The organism is Spirosoma aerophilum (genome assembly GCF_054782495.1).
The window spans coordinates 137,514-156,762 of record NZ_BAAGSJ010000038.1 but is presented as its reverse complement, the minus strand read 5'-3'; the positions used below and the strand labels follow the sequence as shown (position 1 = coordinate 156,762).

11 protein-coding genes are annotated in these 19,249 nt (G+C 49.9%); 9 read left to right on the top strand and 2 right to left on the bottom strand.

The features are described 5' to 3' along the window. Positions 1-63: 63 nt before the first annotated feature. Positions 64-1,182, bottom strand: coding sequence for an endonuclease/exonuclease/phosphatase family protein (locus tag ACYVK4_RS30400; protein ID WP_461131353.1), 1,119 nt, complete (start codon positions 1,180-1,182; stop codon positions 64-66). 190 nt (positions 1,183-1,372) lie between these two features. Between ACYVK4_RS30400 and ACYVK4_RS30395 the strand changes: the two genes are divergently transcribed. The 5 genes from ACYVK4_RS30395 (at position 1,373) to ACYVK4_RS30375 (ending at position 9,924) form a co-directional block, all read left to right on the top strand. Next, entirely contained in the window at positions 1,373-1,885 is a 513-nt protein-coding gene (locus ACYVK4_RS30395) for a ribosome maturation factor RimP (RefSeq protein ID WP_461131352.1), read from the top strand. Positions 1,886-1,986: 101 nt separating this feature from the next. Further along, positions 1,987-3,231: a transcription termination factor NusA gene (gene nusA / locus ACYVK4_RS30390; protein WP_461131548.1), complete on the top strand. Its 1,245-nt coding sequence runs from the start codon at positions 1,987-1,989 to the stop codon at positions 3,229-3,231. Between the two features lie 174 nt (positions 3,232-3,405). After that, positions 3,406-6,882 carry a translation initiation factor IF-2 gene (infB, locus tag ACYVK4_RS30385; protein ID WP_461131351.1) on the top strand — a complete coding sequence of 1,159 codons (3,477 nt, stop codon included), beginning with the start codon at positions 3,406-3,408 and terminating at the stop codon, positions 6,880-6,882. A gap of 167 nt (positions 6,883-7,049) precedes the next feature. Beyond that, entirely contained in the window at positions 7,050-7,754 is a 705-nt protein-coding gene (locus ACYVK4_RS30380) for a metallophosphoesterase family protein (RefSeq protein ID WP_461131350.1), read from the top strand. Positions 7,755-7,827: 73 nt separating this feature from the next. Further along, the gene (locus tag ACYVK4_RS30375; protein ID WP_461131349.1) at positions 7,828-9,924 is read left to right on the top strand and encodes a BatA domain-containing protein; all 2,097 of its coding nucleotides are present in this window, start codon (positions 7,828-7,830) and stop codon (positions 9,922-9,924) included. 11 nt (positions 9,925-9,935) lie between these two features. Here the strand turns inward: ACYVK4_RS30375 and ACYVK4_RS30370 are convergent, their stop codons facing one another. Then, positions 9,936-12,215 (bottom strand): TonB-dependent receptor, encoded by a 2,280-nt coding sequence (locus ACYVK4_RS30370; protein WP_461131348.1) that lies wholly within the window; start codon positions 12,213-12,215, stop codon positions 9,936-9,938. Between the two features lie 228 nt (positions 12,216-12,443). Between ACYVK4_RS30370 and ACYVK4_RS30365 the strand changes: the two genes are divergently transcribed. From ACYVK4_RS30365 to ACYVK4_RS30350, 4 genes are read left to right on the top strand one after another with little or no spacing between them, the layout of a single operon-like run. Continuing rightward, positions 12,444-13,127 (top strand): RNA polymerase sigma-70 factor, encoded by a 684-nt coding sequence (locus ACYVK4_RS30365; protein WP_461131347.1) that lies wholly within the window; start codon positions 12,444-12,446, stop codon positions 13,125-13,127. 46 nt (positions 13,128-13,173) lie between these two features. Then, the gene (locus tag ACYVK4_RS30360) at positions 13,174-14,175 is read left to right on the top strand and encodes a FecR family protein (RefSeq protein WP_461131346.1); all 1,002 of its coding nucleotides are present in this window, start codon (positions 13,174-13,176) and stop codon (positions 14,173-14,175) included. A gap of 5 nt (positions 14,176-14,180) precedes the next feature. Beyond that, positions 14,181-17,594 (top strand): SusC/RagA family TonB-linked outer membrane protein, encoded by a 3,414-nt coding sequence (locus ACYVK4_RS30355; RefSeq protein WP_461131345.1) that lies wholly within the window; start codon positions 14,181-14,183, stop codon positions 17,592-17,594. 20 nt (positions 17,595-17,614) lie between these two features. Next, positions 17,615-19,234: a RagB/SusD family nutrient uptake outer membrane protein gene (locus ACYVK4_RS30350; RefSeq protein WP_461131344.1), complete on the top strand. Its 1,620-nt coding sequence runs from the start codon at positions 17,615-17,617 to the stop codon at positions 19,232-19,234. The last annotated feature ends 15 nt before the right edge of the window (positions 19,235-19,249 follow it).

The following is a 19,249-nucleotide window of genomic DNA, read 5'->3' as shown; positions in this document are numbered from 1 at the left end:
ATGGCTGACGCGAAAGATAATGCTGGCGTCAGCCCTCCTCACTCCTAATACTATCTTCTGATACTACCTGATGAGATATGTCCCCACAATAGGATAGTGGTCTGAGTACTTGAGGTAATTAATCGTTTCGAAGTTCAGGACGGGTATTTTCGGATCATGAAACTGATGATCAATTCGGATGAAACCGGGCAGGCGATTGTAGGTAAACCCGAACCCGCGTCCTGCCTCTTCGAAGCTATTGGGCAAGGTTCGGCGCATGCGTTCGTACACAACACTATACGGTGTATCGTTATGGTCGCCGGTTACGATAACGGGGTGGGGGCTTTCCCGAATGTACTTTTGAACCTTTATCACCTCTTCCCGACGATCGATGAAACCGGAATGCAACGCGCTTAATACACCACGCGTTTCCCGCTGTACACCTTTCATTTCCTTCTGTTTCAGTACTTTTCCTACCCTAATGCCCATCGAATGTAGGTGTACATTGATGATACGCACTGTATCATTCCCTATTTTAATATCCGCCCACACGAGTCCATTGGGACCACCAAAGGCTTCCCGGTTTGATTGAAGTATGGGGTAACTGGAAAAAATAGCCACACCCACGTCACCATCCGACACCAGCGCCATCTTGGGAAATAAAAGCGCTGAATAGGGGTAACCTGCCTTATGAAATCGCTCAACAACATTATAACCGGGAACCGCGGTTGAATTGTAGAACTCCTGAAAACATTTGATTGGTGCGTCGTAGCGGAGCACATAATTCTCCAATCGGCGCACCTTTGGGGAGCTGTGGTATAAGGCCCAGGGTTCAGTCAGATTAAACGATTGAACGTTATAACTAAACACTTTTACGGGCGTCCCCTGGCCTTTAGGAGCGATGGGGGTGTTCCACACAAAGGTGCGGGAGCCAAACAAAATAAGGCCTACTATCAGAACAATGCCGGATAACCAGCTTCGCCACGGCCTGGCTACGAGCCATAAACAAACAACAATGAAGTTGAAGACCCAGGCTACCGGTAAGGTGATCATGACCATGCTGGCCGACCAATGCTCAATCGATAAACTGTATAGTAGCCAATAAACCAGACAGGTGTACAAAGCCAGCAACAAATTAATCGACCACAGCAAAGACCGAAAAAAATAGGCGATGAACTGTCCAACTCGCATTCTAAGCGCCATATCGTCGTTGTTGACTGGGACTAGTGTGTTTGTGGAACCCAAAAATAAGGCATAATGATTGGAAAGCCTTCTGTCGAACCCAATTGGACGCTTGCGACTCAAGTAGAAACGTATTATCTTTGTGGAACAAAAACCATATGGCATTGATCAAAAAAGGGAGTCGCACTCCCTTTTTTGTTAGCCTTACCTTATGGACGACAAAGCGAGAATTACCGAACTACTACAGCCATACCTGAATAACGGGGAGTTTTATATCGTTGATATTCAGGTAGCTGGCCGGCAAGGTGGCCGATTGAAGGTCACTATTTTACTGGATAGCGATGCAGGTATCAAGATCGATGACTGCGCTGACATCAGCCGTAGGCTGGGTGGGCAAATGGATGAGATGAATTTTTTTGGAGATTCGCCGTTTACGCTCGAGATTTCATCACCCGGTGTCGATTATCCATTGACATCGCCGAGGCAGTTTGTCCGGAACGTGGGACGTCAGTTAACCGTGACGCTGGTGGATGGAAAGCTCCGCAAAGGCTGGCTGGAATCTGTAGCCGACGATCATATCGTGCTGGATATAGAGGCCGAAAAGCAATCGAAGAGTAAAAAGAAAAAGGAAGCTGATTTGTCTGTTGAGGTCCCACCTGTTGGCCCGACATCGATTTTATTCGAACAGATTAAGAAAGCACAGGTAGAAGTATCATTTAAATAAGTTATTGGCGGTTAGCGAATAGAAAGTCACTGCTGCGGTTGTCAATACATAACGAACGCTCACCCGTCAACTAACCACTATCACTCTTGACGAACACTAAAATGACCAGTGGACTATTAATCGAATCGTTTGCTGATTTTGCCCGGTCAAAAAATATTGACCGGCCGACCATGATCACTATTCTGGAAGATGTCTTCCGAACAATGATTCGAAAGAAATACGGTACAGATGAGAACTTCGATGTGATCATTAACGCCGAAAGTGGCGATTTGGAAATGTGGCGGACACGCGAAATTGTGGACGACAACTCGGAGGATATCTGGGATTATGACAAAATACCCCTCGCCGAAGCCCGTAAAATTCAGGATGACTTTGAAGTGGGTGAGCAGGTTGCTGAAGAAGTAAAACTGGATGATTTCGGCCGTCGGGTCGTACAAACAGCTCGGCAGACGCTCATTCAGAAGATAAAGGACATGGAGAAAGAACTCCTTTATCAAAAATATAAAGATCAGGTGGGTGATTTGGTGGGTGCTGAAGTCTATCAGTTGCTCAAACACGAAATCATTCTGGTTGACAGTGAGAATAACGAACTGAGTTTACCCCGTACCGAGCAGATCCCGAAGGATCGGTATCGCAAAGGCGAAGCGGTGAAAGCCGTAATCAGCCGGGTCGATATGTTGAACGGTACACCCAAAATCATACTGTCGCGTACGTCGCCGGTTTTCCTGGAGCGTCTTTTTGAAATTGAAGTGCCGGAGATTTACGATGGCTTGATTTCAATTCGTAAAATTGTTCGGGAGCCGGGCGAGCGGGCAAAAGTTGCCGTTGAATCGTACGACGACCGGATCGATCCCGTTGGTGCCTGCGTGGGCATGAAAGGGTCACGAATACATGGTATCGTTCGGGAACTGGGCAACGAGAACATCGACGTTATCAACTACACCGAAAACCTGGAACTGCTTATCAGCCGGGCGCTTAGCCCTGCCAAGATCAGCTCGATGCAGATAGATCGGGAGACCAAACGGGTATCCGTGTTTCTGAAACCCGATCAGGTATCGCTCGCGATTGGTAAAGGGGGACAGAACATTAAGCTGGCCGGTCGGTTAGTCGACATGGAAATCGACGTATTCCGGGATAATGAAGGCCAGGAAGACGATGAAGACGTTGATCTGATGGAATTCTCTGATGAGATTGACGAGTGGATGATCCAGGAACTCCGAAAAGTGGGTCTCGATACCGCCAAGAGTGTACTGGCTCTGAATAAAGAAGAACTTGTTCGTCGAACGGACCTTGAAGAAGATACCGTCGAAGAAATCCTGAATATCCTCAAGCAGGAATTTGAATAAGATAGTTCATGAAGAGAGGGCACTTGTCTGATAAAAGTTAAGAATAAAGATCGAATTAGTAGTCTTCATGCTTAACTTTTCACTCTTCATTATCTGAATGAGGGATTTTTATTGCTGGAACTGGTGTTCATACCATACCAACAACTATTAAATTTGCCGAATATAAACCGAAGTATGGCAGAAGAAAAGTCAATGCGCCTGAGCCAAGTGGCAAAAATTCTCAACAAAGGACTATCCTCTGTTGCGAGTAGTCTGTCTGCCAAAGGGTTTAAGGTTGAAATTAATCCTAACACCAAAATCAACACAGAACAGTTGGAGGTGTTAGCGAAGGAGTATAAATCTACGGAACTCCTGAACGGAACTCGCCGGGCTGAACCGCCGGTTATAGCCGCCGAGCCACCGCGTCGTCAGGAGGAGGATGTCGTTTTGTACCGTCGTGATGATGCGAGACGTCCAATTGTCGAAAACAAACTAGAGTCAGCTCCAGCTGATCTACCTAAACCGGCTCTCGTTGAGTCGAAATCAGCTCCAGAAACCGCTCAGACCGGTTTGCCAGGCCTGAAAGTATTGGGTAAAATTGATTTGAACGCAAAACCTGCGTATTCACAACCAGCTCCGCAAGCGAAAGCGCCGGTAGCAGAGGATGTGAAGCCAACTGTTGTGGCACCTCCCGTTGCACCGCCGTCTGCTCCAGTAGCACCGCCGGTGGCCGTGGCACCGCCTGCACCAGTGGCTCCTCAGCCCGCTGCTGCACCAGCGCCGGCTCCTTCAGCACCGGCAGCGGTTGTCGAAGCGCCCAAACCAGCGCCAGCGTCGGTTGTTGAAGCCAAACCAGCGCCAGCCCCACCTGTAACAGCACCCGTTGCCGTCGAAGCACCGGTAACGCCAGTTGCAAAGGTAGACGCAGCGCCGAAAGAGGCTCCTAAGCCCGTTGTTGCTGAATCGCAGCCAGTGGCACCTGCTCCTCCAAAAGCAGTTGTCGAGCCGACTGTAGCTCCATCAGCTCCAGCTCAGCAGGAAACGCCTAAAGCACCGGTACAGGAACGGCCACGAGAAAATCGTCCGGCTAATAATCGTCTGGACAACCAGCCTAGACCAGATAATCAGCCAAAGGCAGAGGCACAAGCAGCGAAACCGGTATCAGCCGATGAGCCGGATGCAGCTACGGAGACTATACGTGCGGCTGGTAGCCATCAGTTGGGCGGTCTTAAAATTCTTGGTAAAATCGAGTTGCCTGTCAATAACCCGCGTCAGGGTGGTGGGGGCAACAACAATGCCGATAAGAAAGGAAAACGCAAACGCATTCGCGGTGGCCGCGAAGGGGGCAGCAACCCGAATCAGCCAAATCAGGGCGGTGGACAACCACAGGGACAAGGTGGTAACCGGCCGCCACGTGAAGGTGATCGGGGTCCGGTAAACCGCACGCAGGGCGATCGTCCACAGGGCGACCGCGCTCCCGCAACGGGTCAGCGCGATGCCGCTCCACGCGACGGTAACCGTTCACAAGGGCAAGGTCAGGGCGATCGTACGGCAGCACCTGCTAACCGTACGGGCGGCACGGGCCAGAACCAGGGAGGCAACAATAATGCGAACCGAACGGGTCAGGCCAACACGAATACAAATGCCAATGCCAACAACCGTTCAGGTGGTGGAAACAATGCCAATCGGGGTGGAACCGGTAATGCTAACCGCGGTGGAACAGGCAACAATGCCAACCGTGGCGGTGGTGGTCGTCGGGAAGCACCAACCCAGGCAGATGTTCAGAAGGCAATCCAGCAAACGAACGCCCGGATGCGTGGTAACACGCCAAACCGTGGTGCCGACCGTCGACGTGATCGCCGAAGCCAGCGCGAGGATGATCGTCGTTTGATGAACGAACAGGAGGAACTGGAAGCAAAAATCCTGAAAGTTACCGAGTTCGTATCAGCCAACGACCTGGCCTCACTGATGGACGTGTCGATTAACGAGGTTATCTCGGTTTGTTTGAACCTGGGTATGTTCGTATCGATCAACCAGCGGTTGGACGCCGAAGCGATTACAGTTATTGCCGATGAATTTGGCTACGATGTTCAGTTCATCTCGGCTGAAGATGAAACGGAAGCCAGTATCGACATCGAAGCTGATGTGCCCGAAGACTTACAGCCACGTGCGCCGATTGTGACCATTATGGGTCACGTTGACCATGGTAAAACGTCGTTACTTGACTACATCCGCCGTGCTAAAGTGGCGGCTGGTGAAGCAGGGGGTATCACCCAGCACATTGGTGCGTATAGTGTGAAACACAGCGATGACCGGATGATAACATTCCTGGATACACCGGGTCACGAAGCCTTTACGGCCATGCGTGCACGGGGTGCCAAAGTAACGGACGTCGTTATTATTGTCATTGCTGCGGATGACAGTATCATGCCTCAAACGCGTGAAGCCATCAACCACGCTCAGGTCGCCGGAGTACCCATCGTGTTTGCTTTCTCGAAAGTAGATAAGCCGGGTGCCGATTCTGAAAAGATTCGGACGGAACTTGCCGCTATGAATATGCTCGTCGAAGAATGGGGTGGTAAATACCAGGCACAGGAAATTTCGTCGAAATCAGGTATGGGTGTTGACGATCTGCTCGAAAAAGTTCTGCTTGAAGCTGAACTGCTCGAACTGAAAGCTAACCCCAAGCGCCGGGCATTAGGTACGGTGATTGAAGCTTCGCTCGACAAAGGTCGTGGCTATGTATCGACCGTACTGGTTGAAAACGGTACGCTGCATCAGGGTGACATCATGCTGGTGGGAGCGCATTACGGCCGCATCCGGGCTATGACAAATGACCGGGGCGAGCGAATCAAAGAAGCAGGACCATCAACACCAGTACAGATTTTAGGTCTGCCCGGTGCGCCACAGGCTGGTGATAAGTTCAACGTGATGGAAACGGATCGTGAGGCCCGCGAAATTGCGAACAAACGGGAGCAACTGCTGCGTGAGCAGACGCTGCGTACCCGCAAGCACATCACCCTCGAAGAGATCGGTCGCCGGAAAGCAATCGGTACGTTCAAAGAGCTGAATGTGATTGTGAAAGGTGACGTGGACGGTTCGGTAGAAGCCTTGTCGGATTCGCTCCTGCAACTTTCTACGGGCGAGGTTCAGGTGAACATCATTCACAAAGCCGTTGGTCAGATCTCCGAATCGGACGTTCTGCTGGCGTCGGCTTCTGATGCGGTTATCGTTGGTTTCCAGGTACGTCCTTCGGCAAGTGCCCGGAAGCTGGCCGAACAGGAACAAATTGAAATCCGTCTTTACTCCATCATCTACGATGCGATCAACGAAGTGAAAGATGCTATGGAAGGCCTGTTAGCGCCGACCGTAGAAGAAGTTATCGTTGGTAATATTGAAGTACGTGATGTGTTCAAGATAAGCAAGATTGGTACGGTAGCTGGTTGCTACGTAACCGAAGGCAATATCAAACGGAACAATAAAATCCGGATCATTCGTGATTTCATTGTCATTCACACTGGCGAAATCAGTGCGCTGAAACGCTTTAAAGAAGATGTTAGTGAAGTGAAGTTTGGCTACGAATGTGGCTTAAGCATCAAAAACTTCAACGATATTGAAGTGGGTGACGTCATTGAAAGCTTCGAATTGAAAGAAGTGAAACGGACACTTTAATCCGAACCGCTCCGGCGGCCCGGCAAGATTTATTTGGTTCTTCTGACAGACTGTGATTTTGTTTTCAGAGTAATCAGAAAAATCAACGAAATCCCGGTTCAGACATGAGCCCCGATAGGTTTTCCTATCGGGGCTTTTTTGTACCTTTTCCATCTGATCTTGATCCTATGAAAATTCTGGCGATTAGTGATTTGCACGGGCGAAGCGTTTGGCAAGAGGCAAATCTGGATGCATATGACCAGGTGGTTTTTCTTGGCGACTATACAGATAGCTACGTATTTGATGACGACACCATTTATTCGAATTTGAACACCGTTATTCAGCGTAAAATGGAGGCTCCCGATAAGTTTGTATTGTTAATCGGGAATCACGACGCACAGTACCTGCACTATCCCCTCTACCGTTGCTCGGGCTTTCGCCAGTGGTCACAACTCGAATTAAGCTCGTTGCTGATCAAGCACAAAGACCTGTTTCAGATAGCTCATCAGCAGAAGAACTTCCTGTTTACGCATGCAGGGGTGACGAACAAATGGCTGGCTCATTTTCTGGCAAAAACACATAATGACACATTTACTGGTATGGCTGAGTATGATCTGGCCGGATTATTGAATGAAGCTCATGGTCAGTCGGCAAAATATCGAAATCTGTTGTTCGAAATTGGGCCCAAACGGGGCGGCTACGATGCGTTTGGCGGGCCTGTCTGGGCAGATCGCTCCGAAACCCGCGTCGACTATTTAACTGGTTTTCATCAGGTGGTTGGTCATACACCGGTCGCTGATTTTAATAAAAGTGGCAACGAGGTAAGCTCCATAACCTATACCGATGTGTTACAAACGAAAATGGCGTTTTATGAAGTGATAATCCCTGATTAACTTAGGGACTGAAGAAACGAAAGGCCTATAGCCGGTCGTTAATAAGGAAATCCTGTTTGCCGAAATACCCTGAATGAATTTTCTCTATCCTTCCTTTCTGTTTGGTCTGCTGGCGGTATCGGTTCCGATAGCCATTCACCTGTTTAATTTTCGGCGAACCCGGCGGGTCTTTTTCACGAATGTCGCCCTGTTGCGCACGGTCCAAACCGAAACCAAGTCGTTTCGTCGGCTCAAGCATTGGCTGATACTGGCTTGCCGTTGTTTGTTTCTGGCGTTTCTGGCCCTGGCATTCGCCCAGCCATTTATTCCCAGCAAAAATAAACTGGGACTATCGAGGCAGGGCGTTACGAGTTTGTATGTTGATAATTCGTTTAGTATGCAGAACGAACGCAATACCAAACGGTACCTCGACATTGCCATTAGTAAGCTCGATGAACTGCTGACGCTGTTTCGCAATGCCACTTCGCTTCAACTATTGACGAATGATTTTTCGTCGGCCGAACAGCAGGCGGGTACGGCCGAGTCGGTGCGTGATCGGGTAACATCCATCCGGTTTGCCCATACACCCCGTGCCCTCGAAACCGTCTATCGTCGGCAGCGGAATTTACTGAGTTCCTTGAATCCTGGTGGTCGAAACCAGTTGTTCTGGTTTTCTGACTTTCAGAAAAGTACAGCGGGGGATTTATCGAAGCTTGCTATCGACACAACCGATCGGCTATTCATTGTGCCTCTCGACGCCCAATCTACCAAGAATGTATACGTCGATTCGGTATGGCTTACCACGCCCTTCATTCGTGAAATGCAGAATAACAGCCTGAACGTGAAGCTGAACAACGCAGGCCGTGAAAATGTCAAGAACCTTCCAATAAAGCTGTATTTAGACGATGCACAAACCTCGACGGCGTCAGCGACCATTGCCCCGGACGGTTCGGCAACGGTAGCGCTTAATTTTAACGTGACCTCGAAAGGATACCATCGGGGCCGGATTGTGTTTGAAGATTATCCCATAACGTTCGATAATCAGTACTTCTTTGTTATTGAGGCCTCACCGGCTGTTCGGGTACTGCATTTGTATGAACAGAAAGCATCTTCTGAAGGCCAGAAAGCCGATTATGTGGATGCCGTTTATGCCAACGACAGTCTGTTCGTCCGTCGTAGTTTTAACGTACAAAATTTCGACGTTGGCCAGTTGAAGGAAGCGGATCTGGTGGTGCTGGAAGGCGTTACGGATGTTAATGGCACCCTTCGTACGGAGTTGGAACGCTTTGTTCGGCAGGGGGGAAGCCTGACTATTATTCCGCCAACGAATCCCAACAGTAGTTCGTTCGGCCCTTTTCTGCTGGCCTTAGGGCTCGGAAATGTGCAAACTGTAATCACACCCGGAACGAACCCATCGCCCTTGCCCGTTGCCGACCCTGATCGTCGGAACCCCTTCTTCCGCGATGTATTTCAGCAAAGTTATCAGTCAGAACCCCTGAACATGCCAACAGCCGCACCCGTCTGGCGATGGAGTGCCGGTGAACGCTTGTTGAGTTTGCGTGATGGAAGTCCGTTATTGACGCAATCGAAAGTGATTGGCAGCACGGCGCAGGGTACGGTTTATTTGCTGGCTAATCCGCTGGGGTCGGCTTATGGAAATTTGGCAGAGCATGCCTTGTTTGTCCCCATCATGTATAAGATGGCCGCTTTAAGTGTTCGGCAGCAACGGACAGCTTACTCGTTTGATGATAATCTGGTTACTATTCCCGTAAGCAATCCGTCCGAGAAAGCTGTGTATAAACTAAAACACGATAAGCTGGAAATTATTCCGGTGCAACGCATTGTTGGTAATCAGCTGCAGCTCGAAATGCCGAAAAGTAACGAGTTAGCAGCTGGTCAGGAAGTAGAAGCGGGCTATTATGAGCTTCGGCTTAACGATAAAACAGAGCGTTTGCTGGCCCTCAATCACGGTAATCAGGAATCGTCCATGAATTTCTATTCTGCCGATGAACTGCGTAAAATCTTCGCCAACCAACCGAACGTCGAAGTATTCGATAGTATTCAGGACGGTGATTTTGTGCAGGTACTGGAGCAGGAAAATCTGGGTAAAAGCCTCTGGAAATACTTTCTGTTAGCTGCCCTCGGGTTCATGCTGCTCGAAGTTGTGCTTGTTCGTTTTATGAAAGGGTAAGCCAGTGCTTGTTATTTACCAAAGAAATAAGTCAAGCTTAAACGCGCAAAAAAGGGCGTTCCGGGCGTGAAATGAATTTCTTCAACGGGGGCGGCTTCGCTTTTCAACCGGCTCTCGGTATCGAACTGGGTTTCCTTCCAGCGGGTGTTCAAGAGGTTCTGTATCGATAGGCCTAATGCGTAATGGGGGCGGGCGTAATTAACCTGCAAGTCGGTCACGAAGTACCCTTTTGCTACAATGGAATTGTCATCATTGGCGGGCCTATTAGCCAGGTACCGGTAGCGCAACGAACCGCTAAAGCCCGAATTCGTTCGTAACGAAAGTCCGCCTGTTGAGGTAAAAACCGGAGCCAGGGGAAGGTAATTTTGGCCGGCTTCAGCATCAATAGCGCGGGGGCGGGCGGTATTCAGATCGATATCGGCAAAAAGCTGTTTGGTCAGTTGGTAACGCGCCGATAGATCGATACCCATCCGGCGCGATCGACCGCTAGGCTCCACGACGCCTTCATCGCCTACATAAACGAACTCCTGCTGCAACCACAAATACCAGGTAGCCGCATTGATGATCAGCTTCGGAAATGGCTTAATAATCATGCCCAGATCTGAACCGTAAGCTGCTGGTAAAATCTGGCGACCCTGTTGCGCTATAACCACTCGGGTGTCGTTGGAGTGAAACCCTTTGCCTGTATTCAGATAAAGCTGCAAGCTGGGATTCGCTGTATAATACAGATTGAGTTTAGGCGACACAACACCTTCCTGAGCGTGTGCCTTGGTGCTTGGGGTCGTTAGTAAGCTGGTATAGCGATTGTGAAAATAGTCGAACCGGACACCTGCTACGGCTGTAAGCCGTTCCGAAAACTGAATGGATTCATCGACATAAACGGCTGCATTAAGCTCGTTTATATTACCAAATTGTTTCTGTTCCAGCGTTTCAGCCCGATTCTTTGTGTGCGAAAGCTCTGTATGGTGCGTTACATCCTGTCGATATTGCACACCGGCAGTCGTGGTGAACCGGGTGGTGCCTATATAATCTGTATGGGCATAACTACCATTGTAGCCAAACAGATTTCGATGTTCTTTCTGCCGTATCTGGTCACCGTTCAGGGTGTCTTCCTTAAAAAAAGTAAAGTTGGAATACAGCTCGAAATTGTAATTGCTATAGAAAAACTGGTTTTTAATAAGGTGATTGCGGGGCGTTACCGTGGCAAACTGAACATTCGCATTCGTCCGGCTGGTTTCACCTCCTTCCGATGGGTCTATTGAGCCAAAAAAGCCAATCAGGCCCGAATCTACGGCCCGGTCGGGGATCTGGCCTGAATGATTCCATTTGCTCCAGAAGGTTGATCCGGTGACGGTCAGGTAGGTATTCGGGAAAATGTGACCGTGGTATTTTCCCATCACGTTGACCCGTTTAAAATGCTGCGGGTTTTCAAAATAGGCGTTAGTGTACGAATACTCTGAAGCCAGGTAAGCCGACTGATTCGTAGACTTGCCTTTTTTGGACGCCGGACTGTTCCCCAGTAGGTCCAGCCCGGCAACGGCGCGATAGGTATCATACTGGCCCGTTTCCAGCTTAACGAACGAATGATCGAGGGCCGTTCGGGTACGAAAGTCCACCCAGCCTGCTGTAGTAAAATTACCTTTATCTGTCTGATAAGGCCCTTTCTTAAAGTCGGCTCCTTCAACTAATTCGGGTATAACAAAATGTAAGTCGGCATAACCCTGACCGTGTGCATGCGATACCATGTTGACCGGCATACCGTCTACCGTCAGGCGAATGTCGGTGCCGTGGTCAAGGTCGAAGCCCCGCAGAAATATCTGTTCGGCTTTCCCACCCCCGGCATGTTGGCCAATGAACAGGCCGGGCACTAATCTGAGAATTTCCTGTGAGTTGGTAATCGACCGGAGTTTTATATCCAGACTGCTAATCAGCTGCTGATCGTGTGGGCGTTGGCCGGACACCTGGATTTGCTGTAGCTGAATAGGGGCGCTCACAAGAACGACTTTAACAAATACGGTCTGATCATCAGGCAGGTTTATATCCAGCGTCTGCGGTTGAAAGCCAACGTGCGAAAACTCTATCTTATAAGGTGCCTCCACCAGATTATCGAACCGAAACTGGCCCATTTCATTCGTCCATGTAGCTTTGCCTAAGCCTGTCAGTTGCACCGTAACGCCACGTAATGGTTGATTCGTTGCCTGATCGTATACCGTTCCGGTCAGGTTACCCAGATGGGCAAAAACCGGTAAGGTTATGAAAACAAGTACGGTTATGTAAATCAGTTGTCTCATACAAAAAGGCCCTCAAAGTATTACCAAGGGTAAAAGCCAGCCCACGCTCAGGTGATAAATTTAGTGAGGGCTTCAGGGCCGGAAAAATTATTTTTGTTTTAAAAAACCCTTTATCCGTTTAGTGAGGGTATTTTTTCACTTTATTTTGAAAAAATAGTGATAATTGATGTGAGGTAATAGAGTACAAACTTGTCTACCTTAAGTACTACCCGATTAACGGAAGTTTGTATGCAGCTATTACCGTTGCCTTTTATTCAGTCCAGAACCGAGGGCCCAATGTTGTCTCCGGACAATCAGCAGTCCGAGCCTTCCGTGAACATAACAGATGATGAATTGATACTTCGTCAGTTGTTTAGTGAGAATGCCATGAACGGTTGCGCTCTGTTATTCCGGCGTTACTATACAAATCTGGTTAATCACGCCGTTCGGTTTGTTTACTCGAAAGAAGTGGCCGAAGATATTGTAGCTGAAGTGTTTACAGTTTTCTGGCAGGACCGCACGTTTGAGCAAATCACCACCTCTTACCGGGCCTATCTCTACAAGGCCGTAAGGCACCGGGCCTATAACTACCTGCGCTGGGAACTGCGGGAGTCTGATTCTTTGGAACTGGTCGATAAACAGTCTATTCCGGCATCTCTCCAGCCTGACCAGGTGCTTCATTATAGTGAACTGCACCAGAAAATCGAGTCGATTATTCAAAACCTTCCTCCCCAATGTCAGCGTGCTTTTTTACTAAGCCGCATCGAAGGCAAGAAGTACACGGAGATAGCGCAGGATATGAAAATCACCAACAGCGCTGTCGAGAAATTACTCATCCGGGCCATTGGTAAGCTTCGGCAGGATTTAAAAGCAGACTGGTTTATCACGCTGATTTTATTGATCGGTACCGATTCCCTCTGCGTGCTGGGGTGAGGTAATGAGTACTCAACTTGTCTTGTAGGCAAATAAAGAATTAGCTATGAAGCCGTCGCTCACAAAACGTATAATCTTTGATTTTTTTGACGGGAAAGCCACGGCTATCCAGCGAAAATATATCGAAGCCTGGATAGCTGATGAAGTTAATCAGGAACTCTATTACCAATTCCTGGATGAGTGGGAAAGCCAGCGGCCCCAGTTTGCGGTCGATTCTGAAAAAGCTTTCGATGCCTTCCAGCAGATCCTGCAGGAAACTCAGCCTCGCCCTCCGCAACCTGTAATGGTCAAAAGTAACGCGGCTTTCTGGACAAACAGTCGGCTGGGATGGCGTATAGCCGCTTCGTTGCTGGTGGTGAGTTTGCTGGGCGCTTATCTGTTCCGGGTTCAGATTCAATTCAAAACCTACCAGACGGCTTACGGACAAACGGCAGTCTACAAACTATCGGATGGGACAACCGTAACACTCAATGCCAACTCCCAGCTGCGGGTGCCCCGGTTTGGATTTGGCAGCGATACTCGAGAGGTGTTTCTGGAAGGAGAGGGGGAATTCAACGTGACCCATATGGAAAACAACCAGCGGTTCGTCGTGCGTACCGCCGATAAGTTTCAGGTGGAAGTGCTGGGTACTGAATTTGTTGTGTATGCCCGCAAACGGGGAAAACGGGTGTTCCTGACCAAAGGTAAAGTAAAACTCGAACTTGCTCAGGGGCAGCAGGTATACATGAAGCCGGGCAACGTGGTCACGGTGGCCAACTCGGGCCAGTACCAGCTGCGGAAGGTAGCCCCCGCCCGCCCGTTTGTCGCCTGGAAAGAACACTGGTTTTATTTCGACAATACACCTGTGTCCGAAATTGCTATTCAGATTCAGGAGCGGTTCGGTGTCAGTGTTGTAGTACCTGAAACAGAACTTGCTCAACGACGGATTGCCGGCAATTTCAAAGCCGAAAAAGCCGACGACCTGCTGGAAATATTAGCTGAGCTTCTCAAGCTTAGCGTTGTCAAAACTCGCCACCATATCGAATTACGAACTATTAAACAAACCTAGTGCCAATGCCACGTATACGTCTACCTAAAATAAGTCTTGTCCTGCTTGGTTTGCTTTGTCAGCAACTCGCCACGGCACAGGCTGTCGTTTTTGCCCGTCAACAGCGGAAAGTAAACCACTTTTTGCAGACACCTCCCGCCGAGAGCCAAAAGCTCAAGGAAATTCTCACCGATTTAAGCCGGCAGTATCAGGTCAGTATTTTGTTTGAAGAAGCTACCGTGAAAGGTATTTCTGTGCCCCCTGATTTTCGGATGGGGACCGGAAAGCTTGAAAAGCAACTGCAATTGCTGCTTAAACCGTACGGACTGACCGCCCAGAAGATGAGTGGCCAAGCCTATTACGTGATCAAAACCCCGGTAAAGGAAAGTGCGACCTCGGTCAGAATGATCCAGTCCGAAAATGGAATGGTACCTGCTATTGACAACAGTGTATCGTCACTCCAACCCCTGTCGCCAACGTTGACCGAAAAAGCAACTGCTGACATTCGGGTGAATGGTCGGGTAACCAGCGAAAAAGGTGAAGGTCTGCCGGGTGTCAACGTTGTTATTAAAGGCGCCATTCGCGGAACCAATACTGACGCCGACGGACGCTTTCAACTGAACGTACCCGATGCCAATACGACGTTGGTGTTCAGCTTTGTAGGCTATGCTACGCAGGAAGCGCTGGTTGGTAATCGGACAACCCTCAACATTCAGCTACAGCCCGACAATAAATCCCTGAACGAAGTGGTAGTGGTGGGTTACGGTACGCAGTCGCGGAAAAACCTGACCAGCGCCGTGAGCACCATCAAACCCGAAGAATTGAACCGGGGAGCCATCAGCGATGTGGGGCAGTTGTTGCAGGGTAAAGTGCCGGGCCTGAACATATCGGCCAATGGTGACCCGAATGCCCCGGCCGCTGTAATTTTGCGTGGTGCCTCTACCATTAACAGTTCACAAGGTCCATTTTACGTTATTGACGGGGTGCCGGGGGCCGATATTTCGATCATTGCTCCCGACGATATTGCCTCGATCGACGTCCTGAAAGATGCGGCTGCCACGGCTATTTATGGTAACCGGGCGGCCAACGGCGTTATCATGGTGACGACGAAACGCGGCAAGAAAGGTCAGATGCAGATCACGTACAGCGGCTATGCCGGTATTGAAAAAGTATCGAGTAAGCTGAACATGATGGATGCTACCCAGCTGCGGGCGTTTCTGACCGCCAACGGACAATCGTTCTCTCCAAGAGATGACTTCAACGCCAATACCGATTGGCAGGCAGCCGTTCAGCGCAGTACTGCTGTTTCGCACAACCACAATATCTCCATCAGCGGAGGTACCGAACACAGTACGTACAGCGCCAGTATCAACTACCTCGACAAGCAGGGGATTTTGCAGAGCAGTTCGCTGAATCGGGTAATTGCCCGTCTGGCTGTTGAGCAAATGGCTTTTAACGACAAACTGAAGTTCGGCCTGAACGTGACCAACTCCAGCAGCAACGCCAATAATACGCCCCTGCGTAACAACGTTCTGAACCAGATGGTGAATCACCTCCCGGTTTCGCCAGTAACCAATCCGGACGGCAGCTATTTTGAGAACTTTCAGAATACGGGCTACTTCAACCCGGTGGCAATGATCAATTACGCCAAGGACAACACGAAATATAACAACCTGGTCGGTTCCCTGTTTGCGCAGGTGAAGCTGCCGTTTGGCCTCTCGTACGATCTCAACCTGTCCTACCAGAGCAATACGTCGCTACACGGAGAGTCATACGCCAGTTATTACACCCAGTACAACAGCGCCAACTTCTATAATTACCCCGACCCGCCCCTCGTACACAGCCTGCTCAATTTCGGCACGAACGGGTCGGCGCTGCGGAACACTTACCAGACCACCCGCAAGGTGCTGGAAACGTTTTTCACCTGGAACAAAGAACTTGGCGATCACGCTATTAACGCTGTCTTAGGGTATTCGTGGCAGGGCAATATTTCGGGCGATGGTTTCCAGACGTCGACAACCAACTTCCCGGTCGATAACATTGGCTACAATAACTTTGCGCTGAGTAACCCCTATGCCGTTTCGTCGTACCGGATCAATTTTGGCCCCGACGGTATCTACCAGGAAACCCGACTGATCTCTGATTTTGCCCGGTTGAACTACAATTACAAAAACAAATATCTGGTGCAGGGCTCGATCCGGCGCGACGGTAGCTCGGTATTCGGTAAAAATAACCAGTGGGGTTATTTTCCGGCAGCGGGTGTTGCGTGGCGTATCGACCAGGAGTCATTCATGCAAAATCAAAACCTGTTCAGCGACCTGAAATTCCGGGCCAGCTACGGGGTGACGGGTAACTCGTCGGGCTTCAATGCCTATACGGCGCAGTTTATTTCGGGTAGCCTGGGTACGTATTATTACAACGGTATCCAGACAGCCGCCTATGGTCCAACGCAAGCCGCCAACCCTGATTTGCGCTGGGAAAAAACGGCGACGGCAAACATCGGTATTGACTTCACTGTGCTGAAGGGTAAACTAAGCGGTACCGTTGAAGTGTACAATAAAGAAACCACTGGCATGATCTATGCCTACCGGGTCAATCCAGTGCTGGTACCCGCCGGTAGTATTATTGCCAACGGAGGCAGCATGAGCAACAAAGGTATTGAGGTTAGCCTGAACGCAACGCCTGTGCAAACGGGTAAATTCAGCTGGACAACCGGCCTGAACCTGGCGCATAACAGCAACATGATCAATAGCCTAACGAATCCGCTGTTTGTGGGGGGTGACTCCGTCAGGACTACGCAGCCAGAAGGAGCCGGACAAACGGGCAGCACCCTGCAAATTCTGAAAGCAGGCAGGCCCCTGGGTCAGTTCTTCTCACTTGAATATGCCGGTAAGAACGACAAAGGTGTTTCACAATACGTGAGCCGCAACGGTTCCCTAACCACAACCCCGGTCATTGGTACGGATTACAAATACCTGGGCAGCCCTCAGCCTAAGTTGCTGGTGGGCTGGACAAACACCCTGCGATACGGCAACGTCGATCTGAACGTATTCTTCCGGGGCGTTTTTGGCAACAAAATTTTCAACGCCACCCGCGCCGATCTGTTCCGCCCAAGTACGGCTCAGTTTACCAACATTCTGGTCGATGCCGCCGACGAAAAAGCAACCGACGTCAATTCGTTTAAATACTCAAGCCGCTACATTGAAGATGGCAGCTACGTTCGACTCGACAATGCCACGCTGGGCTATACCCTCAAAAATCTGGGCCAGTATATCCGCAACGTGCGCATCTACACATCGGTCAACAATGCCTTTGTGATCACGGGTTACAAAGGCATTGACCCTGAAATCAATCAGGGTGGATTGGCTCCGGGTATCGAAGCCTATAATTTTTACCCCAAAACCCGTACATTCCTTCTGGGTGTAAACGTGTCATTTTAACTTATTAGCCAGGAAAACTAATGAAAAAGCATATATCCTTCGGCGCGTTGCTCGTACTCATAACGTACCTGTTTTCGGCCTGTCACGATGTTAATGTACCCATTACAACCTCATTAACGCCCGATATTTTTCCGCAGAATACGTCGCAGTTCATTCAGGCATCGGGACCACCTTATGCCGCCCTGCGCGGTAACTTCTCGCTCGATTACTGGTTCATGCAATCGTTGAGCAGCGATGAGGCCATTCTGCCCGCCCGGGGCGGCAACTGGTATGACAACCAGGGTTATCGGATGCTCCATTACCACGACTGGACCAAAGATCACGGGACGACAAACAGTACCTGGAACTGGCTCTCGCTGGTCATTGGTACCACCAACCAGGCCATGTCGATTCTGAATACGACCATACCGGCCTCTACGCCCGGCAAAGCCATGAATCTGGCTGAGCTGAGAATGGTCCGCGCCCTGTCGTATTTTATGATGATGGATCTATACGGTAACGTGCCCATCGACACGACCTACGGCGACTTTGCGCCACGCCCGAACACGCCCAGAGCGCAGGTATTTTCGTTTATTGAGCGGGAGGTAAGAACGGCTCTGCCTAATCTGAGCCGGGCGTCGGGTCAGGCGATTTATGGACGGGCCAACAAATTCACGGGTTTTGCTTTGCTGGCCAAAATGTACCTGAACTCGGAGTATTACACCGGCACAAAGCGGTACAACGAAGCCATTGTTGCCTGCGACAGCGTGATCAATTCGGGCCTCTATGCCATTGAGCCCCGGTCGACATACCTGCAAATGTTCTACCCAAATAACGGTCCGCAAATGAAGGAGTTTATTTTCGCGATTCCTTATGACCCGGCTGCCGGTGGGTTGCCCGGTACGAACAGTAACATGTACCATGCCCGGTATGACGTACCACGTTCACATACCAAGCGATTTAGTCTGCCATTTACACCGAGTGCGCCAAGAAGCACGCTGCCTGAGTTTTATGCCCACTTTAAGGATCCGAACGATATTCGGAATAACCAATGGCTCACCGGGCTCCAGTTTCTGGCCGATGGCGTGACGCCCCTGACGGTGACGACCACCAAAAAAGGGTATGATCAGTTTTATACGGGCTCTGATGGGGCGGCACCCTACACGTACCAGGTGAACCTGACACCCGAGGTTACACTCCGCCAGGATGTAGCCACGTACGATTGCGGCAACGACGAAATTGCCTGGAACATGGGCTACCGGAACATCAAGTTCTTTCCCGATGCTTCATCGACCTCGCGTAACCAGAACAACGACGTCCCCTTGTTCCGATATTCTGATATCATCCTGATGAAAGCCGAAGCCATTCTGCGTGGCGGATCGCCGACAGGCGGACAAACGGCACTCTCATTGGTAAACCAGTTGCGGTCAAACCGGACAACATCCCCCGCTTTAACGAATGTGACACTTGAGGATATTTATAGTGAGCGGAGCCGCGAATTTACCTGGGAGACCTGGCACCGGAACGACATGATCCGGTTTGGTAAGTTTGAAGGCAAATGGGGCTTCAAAACGGATGCCGACGTAAACAAGCGTATTTTTCCAATTCCAACGGGCGCGTTTACGGTAAATCCATCGCTGGTACAAAATCCAGGGTATTAAGGTAATCCTAACTTA

Coding starts and splice junctions, on each gene's coding strand:
- ACYVK4_RS30400 (WP_461131353.1), bottom strand. CDS start 1,182: ATGGCGCTTAGAATGCGAGTTGGACAGTTCATCGCCTATTTTTTTCGG.
- ACYVK4_RS30395 (WP_461131352.1), top strand. CDS start 1,373: ATGGACGACAAAGCGAGAATTACCGAACTACTACAGCCATACCTGAAT.
- nusA (WP_461131548.1), top strand. CDS start 1,987: ATGACCAGTGGACTATTAATCGAATCGTTTGCTGATTTTGCCCGGTCA.
- infB (WP_461131351.1), top strand. CDS start 3,406: ATGGCAGAAGAAAAGTCAATGCGCCTGAGCCAAGTGGCAAAAATTCTC.
- ACYVK4_RS30380 (WP_461131350.1), top strand. CDS start 7,050: ATGAAAATTCTGGCGATTAGTGATTTGCACGGGCGAAGCGTTTGGCAA.
- ACYVK4_RS30375 (WP_461131349.1), top strand. CDS start 7,828: ATGAATTTTCTCTATCCTTCCTTTCTGTTTGGTCTGCTGGCGGTATCG.
- ACYVK4_RS30370 (WP_461131348.1), bottom strand. CDS start 12,215: ATGAGACAACTGATTTACATAACCGTACTTGTTTTCATAACCTTACCG.
- ACYVK4_RS30365 (WP_461131347.1), top strand. CDS start 12,444: ATGCAGCTATTACCGTTGCCTTTTATTCAGTCCAGAACCGAGGGCCCA.
- ACYVK4_RS30360 (WP_461131346.1), top strand. CDS start 13,174: ATGAAGCCGTCGCTCACAAAACGTATAATCTTTGATTTTTTTGACGGG.
- ACYVK4_RS30355 (WP_461131345.1), top strand. CDS start 14,181: ATGCCACGTATACGTCTACCTAAAATAAGTCTTGTCCTGCTTGGTTTG.
- ACYVK4_RS30350 (WP_461131344.1), top strand. CDS start 17,615: ATGAAAAAGCATATATCCTTCGGCGCGTTGCTCGTACTCATAACGTAC.